The following is a 17,139-nucleotide window of genomic DNA, read 5'->3' as shown; positions in this document are numbered from 1 at the left end:
TTCGGAGGCTACGTTCGGAAACAGCAGTTAAGGATGGGGAGGGGGCGTGGCGGGGCCCGGGGTATCGCATCGCGGGGCGTGGCTATGCGATGCGCGAGCACCGGTATCGGCGCGGGCACCACGACATTGACCAGCACCGGATGAAACGCGGGAATCTGCGGCGTGGCATGGTCGGCCGACTTCGAGCCGAGCTGGCAATGTTCCTGGCAAAGACCATCATGTACGCCCGGCCCGGCGTGTTCGCTTGCCATGTCGGGGCAAGCTTCGGTCATGCCGGCCATCTCTTCCGTCGCGCCCAGCGAATACCGGCTGCCGTCGCAGGCATACGCCGCCGCTGCCAGTTGCACTGTCAGGAAAGCGCTCAGCAGGAATGCGGCAAGCCAGAGCCGACGGAAAGAAGTACGCACGGGAGAGGCACAGGTTGCGGGAATGGTAGCAGCGTTTGACTTCTTGCGGCATATGCCGGTTGGGGGGCATCCTGCGGTACATCCGTCCGTCATCATCGCCACCTGGTCATTCCGCGCCACGGATGACGTCCAGGGTTCCAGCTTACCGGGATGTAATGGTTGCGTAATGTCTTGGTGAGAGACGAGTTCCTACCATCTTGGTGAACCAAGGCCGCCAGCTATGTGGGCGCCTCGCCGGACGCCCTTGCTTTTTGGTATCCCAGCCCACACCGGATCCAGACACGGCCATCCCGAAGAGACCAATACTGCCCGGTTGCCCTTGACCTTACAACGATAGGAAGGTCTAAGCTGGCGTCTTCGGACGCGATCGCGGAGTCCGCACCGGCCAAACAACCAGGGGAGCCAGGATGAACAGGACGCGCAACGAACACGATGCCAAAAAGCCTGCGCGCCACGGCGCCGGCGCACCTGCCGCGGCCCGGGACCTCGCTCATGGTCATCATCACGAGCATGCGCATCATCATGATCGTGCTCATGAACAGCCTGGTACTGGCACCGGGACGGGCGCGGTGCAGTCTCCCGCCGAGGGCACGATCTATACCTGCCCGATGCATCCGGAAATCCGCCAGGACCATCCGGGCAACTGCCCGAAGTGCGGCATGACGCTGGAACCGTTGTTGCCAGGACTGGACGAGGGCGAGAACCCGGAGCTGGCGGACTTCCGTCGCCGTTTCTGGTGGACGCTGCCGCTGACCGGCGTGGTGTTCGTGCTGGCGATGTTCGGGCATCGCCTTGGCTGGATGGACCTGTCGACGCAGAGCTGGGTCGAGCTTGTCCTGTCGACGCCGGTGGTGCTGTGGGCGGGCTGGCCGTTCTTCGCCCGGTGTTTCCAGTCGATCGTCAACCGCAGTCCGAACATGTGGACGTTGATCGGGATCGGCACCGGCGCCGCCTGGCTCTACAGCGTCGTCGCGACCATCATGCCCGGCGCCTTTCCGCAGGCTTTTGCCGAGCATGGCCGCATCGGCGTCTACTTCGAGGCCGCGGCAGTGATCATCTCCCTGACTTTGCTGGGGCAGTTGCTTGAACTGAAGGCCCGCTCCCAGACCTCGGCCGCCATCAAGTCACTGCTGGGGCTGGCGCCCAAGACCGCAAGACGCATCGGTCCCGGCGGGATCGAGGAAGACGTGCCGCTGGCCCATGTGCATGTTGGCGACCTGCTGCGCGTGCGACCCGGCGAGAAGGTGCCGGTTGACGGTGTCGTGACCGACGGCACCAGCGCCGTCGACGAGTCGATGATCACCGGCGAGCCGATTCCGGCCACCAAGCGCGTCGGCGACCGGGTCATCGGCGCCACCATGAACACATCGGGCAGCCTGGTGATCCGCTCCGAAAAGGTCGGCTCGCAGACCGTGCTGTCGCAGATTGTCCAGATGGTGGCGCAAGCGCAGCGATCGAAGGCGCCGATGCAGCGGTTGGCGGACAAGGTTGCCGGCGTCTTCGTCGTCGGCGTGATCGGCATTGCCGTGCTGACTTTTGTCGCATGGGTACTGTTCGGCCCCGATCCTGGTTGGGTGTTCGGCCTGATCAATGCCGTCGCGGTGCTGATCATCGCCTGTCCTTGCGCGCTGGGCCTGGCCACGCCGATGTCGATCATGGTGGCAAGCGGCAAGGGCGCGTCCGGCGGGGTGCTGTTCCGCGACGCCGCGGCGATCGAGAACCTGCGCAAGATCGATACCCTGATTGTCGATAAGACGGGAACGCTCACCGAAGGCAGGCCGGTGTTCGAGCGCGCAATCGGCGCCAATGGCTTTACCGAGGAAGACGTGCTGCGGTTGGCTGCCAGCGTGGATCAAGGCAGCGAACATCCCCTGGCCGCCGCGATCGTCGAAGCCGCTCGCAGTCGAGGCCTGCCGTTGGACCAGCCAGAGAACTTCGAGTCGAGTTCGGGAATCGGGGTAAGCGGCAAGTTGGGCGGCAGGAAGATTGCGATAGGAAACACCGCGCTGATGAAAGCCGAGAGCGTCGCCACCGATCCGCTAGTGGCGCAGGCCGACGCGTTGCGAGCGCAAGGCGCCAGCGTCATGTATCTCGCTGTCGACAGCACGCTTGCGGGCCTGCTCGCCGTCTCCGACCCGGTCAAGGCCACCACGCCGGAGGCGCTGGCGCGTCTCCGGGATGAAGGCATCCGTGTCGTCATGGCGACCGGAGACGGCATCGCAACGGCGAGGGCGGTGGCCGCAAAACTTGGCGTGGACGAATTCCACGGTGAGGTGAAGCCCGCGGACAAGCTTGAACTTGTCAGTTCCCTGCAACAGGCGGGTGCGGTGGTCGCCATGGCCGGCGACGGCATCAATGATGCGCCGGCGCTGGCGCAGGCGGATGTGGGTATCGCCATGGGCACCGGCACCGATGTTGCGATGAACAGCGCCCAGGTCACGCTGGTCAAGGGCGATTTGCGCGGCATCGCCCGCGCCCGCCAACTCTCGCGCGCGACCATTCGAAACATGAAGCAGAATCTCGGTTTTGCGTTCATTTACAACGCCCTCGGCGTGCCGCTGGCGGCCGGCGTGTTGTATCCCGCGACGGGCCTGTTGTTGTCGCCGATGATCGCGGCGCTGGCGATGAGCCTGAGTTCGGCCTCGGTCATCGCCAATGCGCTGCGTCTCAGGAGCGCCGCTTCGTAAGGCCGATGCGGGCGGATACGGAGCGACCCTCTTTGCTTGTCAGGAGTCAGGTGTAGTGATGAAGCTTATTGGTGCAGGCACGACATGAACAAATCAGGCAAGCCACGCTGGCGGATCGTGGTGCTGCTTGTGCTCGGCGGGGTGATTGCCACCGCCGTTGCACTGCAGACCAGGCGGTACCTGGATACGCCCGCCGATGCCGGCAAGACACGCGATCTGCGGCAGCTGCGCATCGATGCCACCGATGCGGCCAGCGTCGCGCAGGGCCGCAAGATCTACGCACAGCAATGCGCCGCATGCCATGGTGCCAACCTGGAAGGCCAGCCCAACTGGCGCGAGCGGCTACCGAATGGCCGGATGCCGGCACCCCCGCATGATGCTTCCGGCCATACCTGGCATCATCCCGACGCCGTGCTGTTCGCGATTACCAAGAATGGGCTGGTAGCCGGGGTGACGGCTCCGGAGGGGTATGTCAGCGATATGCCGGCATTCGGGCAATCGCTGTCCGACCAAGACATCGTCGCCGTGCTGGCGTATATCAAAAGTACCTGGCCTCGGAAAATGGCTGCGGCGCAGCGGGAGGTTACGGAAGCGCAAGGGCGTTGATGCCCGTCGGCAGGGCGGCGACGGGCTGGCCAGTGCAATCTATACGACTACTGCTGATAGTCGACCCTGGATCAATAATCCCATGTCACCGGCACGAACCGGAAGCCTGCGCCGTGCTTCGCAACATGCCCGATCGACGGGAACGCGACATGCGCCGCGGCCAGCAGGGCGCCGGTTTCCGCAGCCTCGTTGAGCAGCGCGATACGCACGTCCGTGGCGGTTTCGGGATCGTGCTCGAAGCCATTCTGCCAGTCGGGCCGCTCGAAGCCGACTTCGAAGATGGCGTCGCCGACGAAGGTCAGCTTCTCGCCGTTCGATGCAACATCCACGACGCAGTGACCCGGCGTGTGGCCGCCGGTCACGCGCGCCGACACGCCCGCCGCGATGTCCACGGTCTGATCGAACGGCACGATGTTCTCGCTGTAACTTTGCGCAAACTTTGCAGCCGCCTTGCGAAGCGCCGGAGGCACCGCTTCCGGCATGACCGTCTTGCTGAAGTCCGGATTTTTCCAGAACTCCAGTTCCGCGGCCGCTACGTGAATGCGCACGTCCGGCCGCAGCTTGGCCTTGACGCCATCTACGTTCAGTCCGCCGACGTGGTCCATATGCATATGCGTGATCACGATATCGGTGATCGCAGCCAGGTCGATGCCCGCCGATTCCAGGCGCATCACCGACCGGCCGGCGCGCGTGAAGTACTCGAAGCCGTCGCCCACGCCCGAGTCGATCAGGATCAGGCGTTCGCCGCTGCGCACGAGCGCGATATTCAGCGCCCAGTCGAACGTGTCGCGTTGCAGGAAGCGGCTATCGAACCATTCGTTGCGGTCCGCCGGGCTCACGTTGGTCGACATGGTCGAGGTCGGCAGCGGCAGAATGCCATCGCTGATCAGCACGACATCGACGTCGCCCACGCGCACGGCGTAGCGGGAGGGCACGAGTTCGCCGGCACTATCTTTGCCAAGGTTGGCGGTAACCGGCTGCACATTGCGGATTGTTTCGCTCATCATCGGGGTCCTGTCAATGGGTGGGAAAACCGCACTGGGCGGCAGGCGTGTTCCGCAGCGTTGCGCGGACATCCTTCTCGACCGTCGCGCGTTCCGTGCGACCATCGTTGCAACCGATTCTAGGCAGGGGGAACGATTGCCAGTAGCGTCGCGAAGGCCGTCAGTATGTTGAGCGAACCGCAACAATTGGCGCTGGACGGGCGACAGGCGGGGGGTGAGGGGCCCCGGTCGGCGCTGCCTCGCCCATAGCGGTCTATCGCGTCATTACTGTCTGTGACCAGAAAACGGTGAGAACAAGACGCGAACCAGACAGCCAACGCTAGTCGACATCGCGCGCGGTCTTAAGCCGTTTAAGGAACCAACGGCCGGCGGGACCCGGCGGCGTGTCTTTCCGATACACAGCGAACATGGCGATAGGGGGTGTGTACGGATGGAAGGCTTCGAGCCGTAACGGCACGAGGTTTCCGGAGTCGAGGTCATCCTGGACCATTGCCACCGGCATATGGCCCCATCCGAATCCGGCGCGTAGAAATGCATGCTTGGCGCCCAGATCGGCAAGTCGCCATATCTGTGGAGAGAAGACGCCGAAAGTCTTGCCTTCCGTCAGTGCGGTGCGGTCGGTCAGCACCAGTTGCACATGTCCCTTGAGATCCGCCGGCCGGATGATGCCCTTCTTTGACGCCAGGGGGTGTGACGGCGCGGTGACCGTGATCATCGGCACATCCAGCAATTTCTCGGCATCGAGAATCTCCGGCACCGATGGCATCGAGCCGCTGATGCCGAGCCGGCACGCCTGCGCAAGTACAGGCTGCATGACGGCGCCAAGCGCCTCGACGTAAAGCCGCAATGGCGTGTGCGGAAATTCGTTTCGGAACGCGCCTACGGCGTCGGTCAACGACGCCATCGGATACATCACGTCCACCACCACGGACAGCTCGGGTTCGAGTCCATCGGATATCACGCGCGCCTTGGCCTTGAAACCGTCCATGCCGCTTACCACCAGGCGCGCCTGCGCGAGCAAGGCCGCCCCTTCGTCTGTCAGCCGCGGGTAGCGCCCGGCCCGATCAAAGAGCTGTACGCCGATCTGGCCCTCCAGGTTGGCCAGCGTATGGCTGACCACGGACTGTGCGCGTCGCAATTTGCGGCCAGCGGCGGAGAAGCTGCCTTCGTCGGCGGCGGCAATGAAGGTGCGAAGCTGGTCCAGCGAGACGGCGTCGAGCATGTATCTATGGAATAGATGGATTGTATCTAGAAATATAGGCTTCCTTGATACATGTCAAGGCCCTAATCTCCGGTCATCCACTCTCTTGAAAGGATGATCACCATGAACTCGAACCTCAACGTCTCACTAAACGCGAACCCGGCGCTTGCGGCCGCTGGCCGGGCGCTCATTGCAGCGATCTTCTTCATTAGCGGCATCGGCAAGATCCTGGCCCCCGGCGCGACGATGGCCTATATCGGATCGCTTGGTCTGCCCGCACCAGTGCTCGGACTGATTGGCGCCCTGACGCTGGAGCTGGCGGGCGCCACGCTGCTGGTCGTCGGCTACAAGACGCGCCTGGCTGCACTCCTGCTTGCTGTCTACGCTGTCGCAACCGCGCTGATTTTTCACCACGCTCTCGCCGACCAGAACCAGATGTTCCATTTCCTGAAGAACCTGGCGATGGCCGGTGGCCTTTTGCAGGTGGTCGCATTTGGCCCGGGGGCCTTCAGCCTTGACAACCGTCGCGTGCCGGCCGCGCGTGCGGTCGCCTGACGATTGCATTACCGGAGACACCTCATGACCATCGCAACAACGCTTCTGCAGCAACACCTCCAATGGCTGGTGGACGAGCCGCAGCAATGGCAGGAATTGATCGCCGAGGACATCGTATGGGATCTGCCCTACGCCCCCAGCCTGGGCCATCCGCTAAGGCTCGAAGGCCGCGAATCCGTTCTGCGGCACGCGAGCTGGTTCGCGGGGGCGGTCAGGGACTTTCACTTCTTCGATGCCATCGTGACGGCGACCGACGACCCCCTGCATGCGATCGCACGGGTCCGTGGCGAGGGCGCGATTGCCGCGACTGGCCGCACTTACCGCCAGGAGTATGTCGTGTTCCTGACCGCCCGTGACGGCCGGATCTTGCATCTGCGCGAGTATTTCGACCCCGTCCAGGCCGCGCTTGCCCTCGATGCCCCGGTGGTGGGCGTCTCTTCCAGGAGCATTTGATGAAAGCCATTCGAGTGACTGCCTATGGCAGCCCCGAGCGCCTGACTCTGGTCGAGATGGACGACCCGGTGCCCGGCGACAATGACGTATTGATCGAGGTTGCGGCGGCCTCGGTAAATCCCATCGACTGGAAGATCGTCAGCGGCGCCATGCAGGCCTTCATTCCCCTTGCCCTGCCATTTACGCCCGGTGTGGATGCCGCAGGGACTGTCATTGCAGTGGGGCGCAACGTCACCACACTGAAGCCGGGGGATGAAGTAATGGGCTTCATCGGCATCGTCGGAGCCTTCGCCACCCGCGCTGTCGTGGAAGCGGCCCGTCTGGCGCGCAAGCCTGCGTCCCTGACTTTCGCGCAGGCCGCTGCGATTCCCGCAGCGTCGCTGACGGCATGGCAGGCGCTGCAAGAGCATGGGAACCTGCAAGCCGGTCAATCCGTCCTGATTCACGGTGCGGCGGGCGGCGTGGGCAGTGCAGCCGTGCAGCTCGCCAGGCTGGCCGGTGCCCGCGTGATCGGCACCGGCTCGGCCGGGAATCGCGACTATGTGGGAAGCCTTGGCGCGGATGCGTTCATTGATTACCGTGCCGAGGATTTCGCCAGGCATGTCCCGAGGGTAGACTTGGTGCTGGACCTGATCGGTGGCGAAACCCAGCAGAGGTCATGGTCGGTACTGAAAGCCGGCGGCACGCTGGTTTCGACCGTCGCCCGACCTGACGCGGCACGTGCCAGGAACGCACAGGCGGTCGGCAGACATTTTGCGACCCGTAGCGATGGGCCGCTGCTTGAGAAGCTGGCAGCGCTTCACGCATCGGGCGACCTGCGCACCCACATCGATTCGGTCTTTTCTCTTTCAGCCGCTGGCCAGGCGCTTGGCCACAGCATGGGCGGCCACGTGAGAGGCAAGGTCGTCGTGGTGTGAGGAATCGGAATTCTCGAGACTGCGTTCTCCGAACAATCAACGACTTAGCGTCCAATTCGGTCCGCGCTCGTTCGGATGAGAACCGGAAATAGCGAGACTGACCTGAATTGAAGTGCGAATTCGTTGGACTGCCCCGCACCGGTCGCTCACTGTCTCTTTGCGACCCTCTCCGGACCTTGAGCCCGGCCTCACTCTAGGGCCGCTTTGCGATGTCAAACGGCCGTCCGCACATGCGAATAGGCGGGGAACAGAGGCCTTAGTGCGGCACTTCGATCAGCGCCGCTACACACCCGGGGTGGGAAACACAGAGCATTACAGAGGTCGAACTGAGCTGGCAGAATTGCAGGCAGCCCGACAGCCAGCACCCTATATGCCCGCCAACGAACGTCATCACTACGTCCCGCAGTTCTACCTCAACGGCTGGTGCACGCCGGACGAGCAGGCGCAGGGCGAACGCCTCTACCGATACCAATGGAAGGGCGGACGCCTCCTTGTCGAACGGGCTCACCCACGCTCTACCGGCAGTCTAGATCGGCTCTATTCCCTCGACAGCGTGCCGCCAGAAAGGCAGCAGCAGATTGAGAAGGATTTCTTAGCAGGGGTGATCGAGGCTCCAGCAGGACTCGTCCTAAACAAAATGCGAACGTCGGGACGTGGGCACAATCTCACAATGGAAGAGCGTCACGTTTGGACACGATTCCTGATGGCGCAGCGGATTCGCTCGCCCTAGATTGTCCGCTTCCTGCATGAGCAGGCTCCGCCCCATCTTCGGGAAGTCCTCGCGGCAAATCCCGAGCAGTATCAAGCGTTAAAGGAGGGGGAGGACCCAGAGACGCTGTTGGAATGGGTGGAGCACGCAAAGCCGGGATTGATCGAGGACTTCGGGAGACTGCTTATACCGTCGTTGATCCTCGATGACCGAGCCTACAACCGCATCATCCGAATGGAATGGTGGCAGATGGACTTCAGCGGCGCGGGCATACCGCTATTGAGCAGCGATCACCCCTTGGTCATCATTCCGGGATTAGATCACCCCGGCAGCGTCATTGCTATGCCCATCAGCCCGCGCTTCGCCTTCTTTGCTTGCCCGGAAAAGGGCGTAGCAGAGTACCTTGCGAAGTTCTACGGCCTTCGATCCTTGGCCGAATGGCTCAACTTCCAAGTGGTTCGGCTGGCGAATGCCCAGGTGTACGCCGGAGACACCAGCCTCACTGACTTTGTGCGCGCGCATCTGGCGCCGGCGGAACTGCTGCTTCTCGGCGAAGACCGCGCGCGGGGCGCTGATGTATGATTTTCGGGATTCGGTAGTTCCGGCACAGGAATATCGTTCAATGGCGACATACCACAAGTCCGATATCTGATCTTGACGCAAAAATCACGTACACACCACATATGTTGACCGTCAGTGAAAATTCATTCCGGGACTACTTGTTTCAACATCACAAGGAGGATCTGTCCACCCTCGTCGTCGGTCGGCGTGAGCCGGTGAGATGGACGGAAAATTCTTTTCCACCCATCCGATTTCTGTTGCAGCAGCGCGCAGAACGCAAGATCAATGAAATACTCGCCAATCTGCAGGACCTCGTTCTGACGTCGAAGGAACTGCGGCTTGACCGCGGTGCACTGCATCCGACTCGGGTTGACTTGCTCGGAAATTCGGAATCGACTGGGTTGACCATCATCGAACTGAAGAAATCGAATCAGACGGAGCGCCAAGCCTTCACAGAGTTGTTGGCGTATTCCAACTACTTCGGTTCACTCTTCCCCGGTCTCAAAGAGTCGGCCGTGACATCAGTTCTTGTAGCGCCGATGGAAGGCCGGACGGTCAAGGATGCGTTTGTTCAGGAGCTTGTCTCTAACGAGAAGAACATCATCGCGCTGATCCCGCACGAAGACGCAGGAAAATTTGCGTTGGAGGTCTTCTACCCCGGCGAAGAATATTACAAAGCCTTCGAGCGGAACATCTTGAACGACAGTTCGATGATTTGCGTTGCCCTTTCGTTCCCGATGATCGAAGGGTGGATCGATCCTGATGGAGGCATGGACGGAAGCACTCCGCCCGACTACACCCTCGACGCGCTTAATGTCATCAGTAACTCGATCGCCCAAAGGCTGGAAGCCGAAGGTTTTCATGCTCTCATTTACGCAAACCAGAAATGGGGAGAGGTGGCGACGCTTTTTCCCAACCCAAATACCATCGTCGTTGCAGCGATGAATCCCTTCTGCTCGTATCGCACGTCAGTCCATGAGGGTGTCGTCTATGGCCGCTCAGATGAAGGCCGGCTTGCGCAGGTTCAGGCGGTCTATGATCAACTCACTGACGATGGAAAGGAGTTTTGGATCGATACCATGGAGAGCAATTTTCACGACAAGCTTATCCGGGTTTCGCGCGAACAGTTCGAATTTTGCTTCTTGAGCATGACAGGCACGGTTCGGCCGGAGATTTCGCTGCCCGACTGGTACGGCTTGAAGACAAGTTTCGTTGATGCGGTCACCACACATAACCTCAATCTGCATCGAACCGGTCTGCTTCGAGAGATCTATCTTCAATACATCGAGTACGTCTATGACAAGAAGGTCGATGAGATTTTCTACAGCGATGATCTTCCCAAGTTCGCCTACAAAACGCTGACCCCGTTCCTGGCAAGCTGGGAAATTTTCAGGGGGCTGGGCTACGACGAAGATGAGGATGCGGACGGCGACCAACGTGACGAAGACGACGAATAGCTTGGGCGGAGCAGGGTAACGTTTTGGCGGGTCGTCCCTCGAATCGCCGGTTCACCGTCGCTTTGAAAAACGGCCCTCGTGGTTCTTCATCGGACATTGTCCGACAGCCTGTAAAGGACCATTTATGGCCGGCAAGCGCCCGCTCGCCGGCCCGAGCTTTTTTCACACTTCGTTTGCTCCGCCATCTCCAGTGCGCCGTGGACTTCGATACCGAGGTAGCGAACCGTGCTCTCCAGCTTCGTGTGGCCCAGCAGCAATTGCACCGCGCGCAGGTTCTTGGTTCTGCGATAGATGAGCGATGCCTTCGTCCGCCGCATGGTGTGCGTGCCGTACGCCGTGACGTCTCGTGTGACACCTGGTAGCCCTTATTGACCGCATATGCATTCTTGAGCCAGCCTGCAATCTGCTCTGGGGACCATTGCGACCTCAGCTTGGCTGCCACAACCTGCGCCAGCGTTCGGTATCCGATGAGCTTACAGGCCTTTGGGCGGCGCGCGCGCGCCCAGGCAAGCTCATCCGCCTGGTTTGCACATTTCTTGCGATCACGAGGCGTCCAAGACGCCCATGGGCGGAATTTCTTCGGCCAGTGGCAAGTACGCGCAGCCTTCTTAATTCCTAAGGGCACCTTTTTGTGAAGTCGGAATACGAGTCATGTGCATCGATGAGTAGTGACATCAAGGCATCGAAAAGCTCAGCCGTGCAGCCAACCTGGCGGCCGCGTGCCATGTCTGGCGTGGGAACTCCGTAGCCGTACGTAACGCGGATCGATCCCACTCCCGCCGCCTTAGCTGCTGCGACGTCTGGCTCGTCATCTCCGACAAACACACAGGCCGACGCCGGTAGACACAAGGACCGTAAGGCGGCGTGTATCGGCGCTGGATGGGGCTTCCGGTGGGCGGTGGTATCTCCAGCAATCAGAACGGCGGGCTGCAGGTCCAATCTTTGAACGAGGGGGACTGCGAAGCGCGCCGCCTTGTTCGTGACAATACCCCACGCAACGCCTGATTCGGCGAGGCCGGCGAGTATCGCCCCTATGTTGGGGTACAGCTTTGTATGCACACAAAGTGTGGATTCGTAAGCGACGAAGAACTCTTCAAGGAGGTCCGGATCTACAGGGCTGTCTGCAGGCAGGCGTAAGGCGGTGCGGACCGCGCCCCGGCCGCCGTGCCGTGCGACGCCGCGGTATTCATCAACGCTGAGCGGTGGAAGCGAGCGGCAGGCCCGCATGGAATTGCCGGCCGCCGCGAAATCCCCCGCAGTGTCCGCCAGCGTGCCATCAAGATCCCACAGTACCGCTGCCGTGCGAGGCTTAGCCTCCCTGGGCTGCACTGTGTGCGTCCGTCCAGCCCGCGCACGCGCGCAGTACGGCCAACGAGCGATCCCATTCGCCTTGCACGGAGGGGTATCTCCCTAACGCCTCATGCAACTGGCGCTCGCCCAACTGCACAAGCCGTTCGATCGCTATTGCAGCCGATTCCAATGTCTCGCGTGGCAAGGCCATTGCCGCGCGGATCTCCGCAACATCGCCTTGCTGGATCTCACCGTCTCGATAGACCCGTTTGTACGACACAGCGGGATCGTAGATTCCGCGAGTTTTCAGCTGATGGATAGACAGCAGTGTCGCCAAGAATGCAGCCAGCACGTAGTCGATCGACAGCATTTCGCCACGGCTCACATGGCGACGCAGTGACATGACATAGTATGTGAAATCGAAGATCGCACGTGAGAGCAGCCGTTCTGGCGCCAAGCTTGGGAGGACTGATTCGGCCAATTTTCTCAATGCCGACTCTCCAAACAACGGCTTCCACCGGCCGACGCGGTGACTTTTTGGCAGGGTCGAGGGACTCATAACGAACAACTCGAGCTTGAATCCATCGGCATAGATGTAGTTGAACCGACAACCGAATCCGTCCTTCCAGCCGGGGCCGGATTGCAGGGTCCCGCTCACGTCGAGGTGGGATTCTAGGGTGGTCTTCAACTTGCTGGCAGCCATTAGCGGATCGGAGACATCCACCACAAAGACGATGTCCACGTCGGAGGTGTCGTCGTTGTCTTTCTGACCGTGAGACCCCCCCAACGCAATGGCGATAGTTGGAAAATCTGTCGAGAGGCCAGCGCGGACTACGGTGTCAACGATAACTGCTATGTCGTGGGCAGGGCGCATGCGTTTGCCTTTTCCAATTTTCGGATCGCAGCCGCCGAGCTATACCAGGCAGCCAATCCACCGAGGGTCATCATCAAGGGAAGCAAGAATGCCTGGTCGGCGTAGACAACGAAGAGCTTTGCACCGAAGTATGTGCACAGTGACATGCCGATGCCGTGCGCCCCTGCCAGGTAGAGGGCCTGGCCTGTCGCCGCAAAGCGGCCTGGGAACAGATCGCTTATTGTCTTGACCAGCGTACCGTGACACCACGCGAGGGTGACTGCCTGGAGCAAGAAAGTTGCGGCGAACCACGCCGGTGATGAAAGGACCGCCATCAACCCCCAGCGCAGTATCGCCACCGAGGCTGCGAAGGCGATGACCCGCGGCCCGAGTGAATTCGTTGCACGATTCAGAAGGCCGAAGCCGATCGCTTCCGCGGCGAAGGTGCCGACCCATATCACGGCGATCGCGGCAGGGCCGAAGCCGTGCTTTTCCAACGCGATGCTGCCCACGCTGTAAAGGGCGCCGTGGGCACCGACCAATAGCGTCGCCGCCAACAGTACAAGAATGACCGCTCGTGCGCGCCCGCCGGCTGCTGCGCGCGGGTCGAATGTTGTCGAAGCTACCGCGCCACTATTCGGCGGAACGGGCATCGCTTGGGTCGCCGCTGCAAAACCTAAGCTCGATGCCACCAGCAGCCCGGCAAATGCCGCCGGAAAGGCCTGGGGACGCCACGCCTGCACCGCGCCGGCGATGGCGACACCTATTGCGACGGCTAGTGACCCGGTCAGCCGCAATGCGCCGTATTGTGGCCGGCCGCCGCTACGAAGCTTGACGGCCCGGTTCTCCAGCATGGACTGAAAGTAATTCCGTGAGACAGCCAGCGCCACCGTGGCCAGCGCCAAGGAGGTAAAGCCAGTTAGATAACCGAGACCTGCAGCGGCAAGAAGCGAGAGGGCCAGGAATACGGTTGATACACCGGCATGGCGGTCCCTCGCATCGGCAAAGAGGACAATTAGCGGGCTGGCGACCAGCTTGACACTAAACAAGCAGCTCACAATGAAGCCGACCTCGGCCGTGGACATGCCCTTGCCGTGCAAGTACAGCGAAAGGAAGCTGAGGAGGACCCCGGCCGGGAGAAAGAAGGTGACGTATCCTGCGAAGGTGGCCGTCGTGGAGGTACCGATCCTCACGTCGGCAGCCATTTGGACAGCCGGTCCATTGACCAAGCAGTGAGGTCGCGCTTCACGAAATCGTCCAGATGCCCACTCCACACTGTGCGCGATGGACCGACAAGGCGATACAAAGTCTGAAAGCCAAGGTGCACTTGGAAGCGGCATTCCTCGACATCCAGCTTCACGCTGGGTCGTACCTTTACATACTCGCGCCACATAGCACCGATGAAGGTCTCCATCGACGTATGCGAATGGGCGTGAGAGAAGATCACGTACTCGGACAAAATGTAGGCCAAATCGTAGATGCCCTCTCCGAGATGTCCTTGCTCGAAGTCGATCACTGCGATCTTGTCCGACTCAACGAGAACGTTTCTCGAGTTCAGGTCGCCGTGGACCACGTCGTCCGTAGCTTGCAGATATGAAGCCACAAAGGCGCCCGCGCCATCGAGAAGCGACGAAGGCAACAGGGGGAAGAGGTCCAGGTATTGTAGGCCGACCTTGTACCGTTTGAATGCGTCGCTGGCCGCATGCATCCGCTCGCGTTCCGGCATCGGTCGCTCGTGGAATCTGCCAAGCCACGCCACGATCTTCCGCAGATGGCTTTCGACAAAACTTGGCGGCATAGGGCTAGTCACCAAGTCTTCATAGAGTGGCCGCCCGGAGACTTCAGACATCACAATCAGCGAATCGTCGGCGGATGTTCCCAAGAGCACGGGAACGACGACGTTATGGTCTGCGGAGCAGGCTAGGGCGTGTTCGTGCCAGGACACTGCGACCGCGTATCGCTGCGTGCGGCTCGTGGGCAAGGGCGGGAAGCTGCCACTACGCGCACTATCGGTCAGTTGCTTGACGTAGAAGACGCCAAGCTCGCCTTCCCCGCGCATCACGCGGTTGAACAGTCCACCGGAGACCTCTGTCAGTGCATCCACGCGTCCGACAATTGGCTCCAGGGGCTTGAGGTCGCCGGCAGACAGTTCAGTCATCATGTTAGTCAGTGCTATAGAAGAAAGGGATGAAAGGCGACGGTACGGTCAACCGTTGACCAGATAGTCTGTGCCCTCGACGAGCCGCCGAACATGGGGAGCAATGGACTGCACGTTGACGGTTTTGATGCTCCAACGCTTTGCCTTTTGCTCTTCTGAGGCGACGCTGTGAATCTCTTTCCCGTGGAGCGATAGATTGTTGGCGATCGAGACAAAGTCTCCGGGCCGCATAAGTACCTTCGCCTTATGCGCGTGCGCCACCTCCAGCAGCTCGGCCACCGCCGCCTTGGCACGAGCAGTCAAGCCTTCGGTGCGATTCTCGAAGAAGCGAATATCCGCGTCTCCCGACAAGATCGGATGGTTTGGCGCCCGTCCGACGTCCACGCGGCTTTCGCTGGTGGTGAGGTCGTCGAAGGGCGTATAGAACTCCGTCTGCCGTAACACATCGCGCGTTGTCGCAGAGACGTTTTCAAGAACGTCACGATTCGAGACGAAGGTCGTGCAGATTTCGTTTGCTTCGTGACTGCGGAGTCCGAGAATGTTGACGTAGTCGGGCCGAACAAAGTGGTTAGCGAGATCTTTGTGAAAGTTGATGGGTCCCAGCGCTTTCTGCGACTGGGTGTGCTTCAGCGATTCCTTCGGAAAAATGTCCTGAAAAACGTCTCCGTCGTTGACGTTCATATAGGAGATGGGATGCTGTCCCGACAGATCGGCGAAAATCTGCAGAAAGCCCTCCGCAACGAACGTCTTTTTCTTTGCGTATTTCTCACCAACGGGATCCTCGTTCGAGAACTCGGGGAGGTCCGCGTCGATGGGGCAGTTCTCGGCGAAGAAGAACGGCTGGTCGTAGGAGGACTGCGCTCCGAACCACGAAATCGCATTGTGGAAGCGTTGTAGCCCGATGTCCTCCGAGATGAGCCTGCGGATGATATTACGAAACGCCGGATACGCCTTGTAAGGGCTAACCCGGATGGCGGTTAGCGCCTCGGTAATGCGGACCCGTTCTTCATCGGTAAACGAAAAGGCAACACTCAATTCGCGGTACACGGTAAGCTCCTTATTGCATTATTGTTTTGAGGAAACTAACGAACTGCTCTTTTCCGCTTTTGGGATTCATTTCGATGCGATAGGCCGGTACCGCGAGTTTGCGCAGCAGTGCAACTCCGCTGTCACTGCCGGACGTGTTCGACAAGGTAGTCCCGCGGCCGTGCCACCGAGGGATGTCAGGATCCTCCTGGGGCATGCGAAGCGCAGTGGCCTCAGCAGGGGTCAGTGCCGCCATCTCTAGCGGACCTGAACACTTGAACGGTGTCGTCAGCCCAGGATCCAACCGAGGTACAACCATCGCGGCGATGTAGCCGTTCTGACAGTAACGACGGTTCAGCGCACGCGTCAGAAAGTGGGGCGGGATGATCCGCTTGGCGTCCTGGCTATAGTCGCGCCGAAGCACTGTGCCCCACCGCTTCATTCCCACCGACAGCGAGTCCTGTTCGTAGTCGAGGAAGGCTCGCGTCAGATGCCCATAGTCCCCGATGGTGCCTTCGCAATAGCTGAGATAGCTAGGCCAAGAAGTTGCGGTGCCGGTAGATATATCGATTGCGGTGCGATCGTTCGCGAAGGGCGCTCCACCACTGGAGACGGCCTCTATGAAGAGCGTTGACTTCCCCGCGCCCTTGTTCCCGCCAAATAGCACGATGCGGTTATCGAAGGCCACGCCGCTTGCATGGCATAGCAGAGTGTTTCGACGGTCCAGCGAATAGAGGCTGATGTTCCGCGCGACATGGAATACCAGTTCCATTGATCGAGGATGCGGTGGACAGTCGCTGAATATGTCGACGTGGCCGTCTTCGAAATATTGAATTGCCAGCCCGTATTCCGGCAATACCATATCGTGGCCGTCGCCATAGCCAACAATATTCCAGTGGCCGTAGTTCGATGACAGATGGAAAGCAACGCGTTTTTCGCTGTTCGTAATCGACGAGAGAATATCTGTGCGATCAACGTAGCGTACGCGAATGACGGTAGTGTCTGCCAAGGCCCTTTGTTCTTGATGAGCCGGCTCGTAGCTGTCGCTGAAGTAGTTGAAATAGCTGGCCCACAAGCTTTGCGGCGCATGGATCTGGAACCGCTTTCCAAAGACCAGATACTCCTCCTCCGCCGTCCCGACTCTGCTGACAGACATGCCACTCGTCCTTGCGCTTAATTTTTATAGATGGCGGGATGTCTGTCCGCCGCGTGTGTCAGTTTGATGACGTAATGCCGCGCCATATTGCCTCAGCCC

The 17,139-nt window shown here is 60.5% G+C and carries 17 protein-coding genes and 2 pseudogenes; 8 read left to right on the top strand and 11 right to left on the bottom strand.

The genetic code is table 11. The annotated features are described in order from the left end of the window. Positions 1 to 8 precede the first annotated feature (8 nt). On the bottom strand, positions 9 to 407 hold the full coding sequence (locus GA0116996_RS12780; protein ID WP_092311699.1) for a copper resistance protein: 399 nt from the start codon (positions 405 to 407) through the stop codon (positions 9 to 11). Positions 408 to 1,015: 608 nt separating this feature from the next. Here GA0116996_RS12780 and GA0116996_RS12775 point away from each other — a divergent pair. Together GA0116996_RS12775 and GA0116996_RS12770 are read left to right on the top strand one after the other, a co-directional pair. Next, positions 1,016 to 3,094, top strand: coding sequence for a copper-transporting P-type ATPase (locus tag GA0116996_RS12775; protein WP_244159854.1), 2,079 nt, complete (start codon positions 1,016 to 1,018; stop codon positions 3,092 to 3,094). 84 nt (positions 3,095 to 3,178) lie between these two features. Next, positions 3,179 to 3,700, top strand: a complete 522-nt coding sequence (locus tag GA0116996_RS12770; protein WP_092311693.1) for a c-type cytochrome — start codon at positions 3,179 to 3,181, stop codon at positions 3,698 to 3,700. A gap of 71 nt (positions 3,701 to 3,771) precedes the next feature. On the opposite strand, the gene GA0116996_RS12765 is transcribed toward GA0116996_RS12770, so the two are convergent. Both GA0116996_RS12765 and GA0116996_RS12760 read right to left on the bottom strand, forming a co-directional pair. Further along, positions 3,772 to 4,704: an MBL fold metallo-hydrolase gene (locus GA0116996_RS12765; protein WP_092312283.1), complete on the bottom strand. Its 933-nt coding sequence runs from the start codon at positions 4,702 to 4,704 to the stop codon at positions 3,772 to 3,774. A gap of 319 nt (positions 4,705 to 5,023) precedes the next feature. Continuing rightward, positions 5,024 to 5,926: a LysR family transcriptional regulator gene (locus GA0116996_RS12760; RefSeq protein ID WP_092311690.1), complete on the bottom strand. Its 903-nt coding sequence runs from the start codon at positions 5,924 to 5,926 to the stop codon at positions 5,024 to 5,026. Between the two features lie 93 nt (positions 5,927 to 6,019). On the opposite strand from GA0116996_RS12760, the gene GA0116996_RS12755 reads away from it, so the two are divergent. From GA0116996_RS12755 to GA0116996_RS12725, 6 genes are all read left to right on the top strand, one after another. Then, positions 6,020 to 6,460, top strand: a complete 441-nt coding sequence (locus GA0116996_RS12755; RefSeq protein WP_183300166.1) for a DoxX family protein — start codon at positions 6,020 to 6,022, stop codon at positions 6,458 to 6,460. 24 nt (positions 6,461 to 6,484) lie between these two features. Then, positions 6,485 to 6,913: a nuclear transport factor 2 family protein gene (locus GA0116996_RS12750; protein WP_092311687.1), complete on the top strand. Its 429-nt coding sequence runs from the start codon at positions 6,485 to 6,487 to the stop codon at positions 6,911 to 6,913. After that, entirely contained in the window at positions 6,913 to 7,830 is a 918-nt protein-coding gene (locus GA0116996_RS12745) for an NADP-dependent oxidoreductase (RefSeq protein ID WP_092311684.1), read from the top strand. The genes GA0116996_RS12750 and GA0116996_RS12745 overlap by 1 nt, the downstream gene beginning before the upstream one ends. 370 nt (positions 7,831 to 8,200) lie before the next feature. Next, on the top strand, positions 8,201 to 8,560 hold the full coding sequence (locus GA0116996_RS12740; RefSeq protein ID WP_092311681.1) for a DUF4238 domain-containing protein: 360 nt from the start codon (positions 8,201 to 8,203) through the stop codon (positions 8,558 to 8,560). Positions 8,561 to 8,668: 108 nt separating this feature from the next. Then, entirely contained in the window at positions 8,669 to 9,121 is a 453-nt protein-coding gene (locus tag GA0116996_RS12735; RefSeq protein WP_141693734.1) for a hypothetical protein, read from the top strand. A 101-nt stretch (positions 9,122 to 9,222) separates the two neighbouring features. Continuing rightward, positions 9,223 to 10,557, top strand: coding sequence for a hypothetical protein (locus tag GA0116996_RS12725; RefSeq protein ID WP_141693733.1), 1,335 nt, complete (start codon positions 9,223 to 9,225; stop codon positions 10,555 to 10,557). A gap of 122 nt (positions 10,558 to 10,679) precedes the next feature. Here GA0116996_RS12725 and GA0116996_RS28465 read toward each other — a convergent pair. The 8 genes and pseudogenes from GA0116996_RS28465 to GA0116996_RS12685 form a co-directional block, all read right to left on the bottom strand. Next, a pseudogene (locus tag GA0116996_RS28465) lies at positions 10,680 to 10,901 on the bottom strand (hypothetical protein); the annotation flags it as partial. After that, positions 10,888 to 11,086 (bottom strand): annotated as a pseudogene (locus tag GA0116996_RS28460) (IS30 family transposase); the annotation flags it as partial. The pseudogenes GA0116996_RS28460 and GA0116996_RS28465, both read right to left, overlap by 14 nt. Before the next feature lie 86 nt (positions 11,087 to 11,172). Beyond that, a complete protein-coding gene (locus GA0116996_RS28620) occupies positions 11,173 to 11,886 on the bottom strand; it encodes an HAD-IA family hydrolase (protein ID WP_167355503.1) in 714 nt (237 codons plus the stop codon). Beyond that, positions 11,867 to 12,589, bottom strand: a complete 723-nt coding sequence (locus GA0116996_RS12705; protein ID WP_141693732.1) for a hypothetical protein — start codon at positions 12,587 to 12,589, stop codon at positions 11,867 to 11,869. Before GA0116996_RS12705 ends, GA0116996_RS28620 begins: the two co-directional genes overlap by 20 nt. A gap of 110 nt (positions 12,590 to 12,699) precedes the next feature. Continuing rightward, positions 12,700 to 13,905, bottom strand: coding sequence for an MFS transporter (locus GA0116996_RS12700; RefSeq protein WP_167355502.1), 1,206 nt, complete (start codon positions 13,903 to 13,905; stop codon positions 12,700 to 12,702). Continuing rightward, positions 13,890 to 14,861 (bottom strand): phosphotransferase, encoded by a 972-nt coding sequence (locus GA0116996_RS12695; RefSeq protein WP_092311659.1) that lies wholly within the window; start codon positions 14,859 to 14,861, stop codon positions 13,890 to 13,892. The genes GA0116996_RS12700 and GA0116996_RS12695 overlap by 16 nt, the downstream gene beginning before the upstream one ends. A 45-nt stretch (positions 14,862 to 14,906) precedes the next feature. Further along, the gene (locus tag GA0116996_RS12690; protein ID WP_092311656.1) at positions 14,907 to 15,905 is read right to left on the bottom strand and encodes a TauD/TfdA family dioxygenase; all 999 of its coding nucleotides are present in this window, start codon (positions 15,903 to 15,905) and stop codon (positions 14,907 to 14,909) included. A gap of 10 nt (positions 15,906 to 15,915) precedes the next feature. Further along, on the bottom strand, positions 15,916 to 17,040 hold the full coding sequence (locus tag GA0116996_RS12685; protein WP_092311653.1) for a hypothetical protein: 1,125 nt from the start codon (positions 17,038 to 17,040) through the stop codon (positions 15,916 to 15,918). Positions 17,041 to 17,139: the final 99 nt, after the last annotated feature.

Source organism: Cupriavidus alkaliphilus, assembly GCF_900094595.1.
Lineage (GTDB): Bacteria > Pseudomonadota > Gammaproteobacteria > Burkholderiales > Burkholderiaceae > Cupriavidus > Cupriavidus alkaliphilus.
The sequence above is the reverse complement of the archived record's forward strand: the minus strand, read 5'-3'. Positions and strand labels throughout refer to the sequence as shown.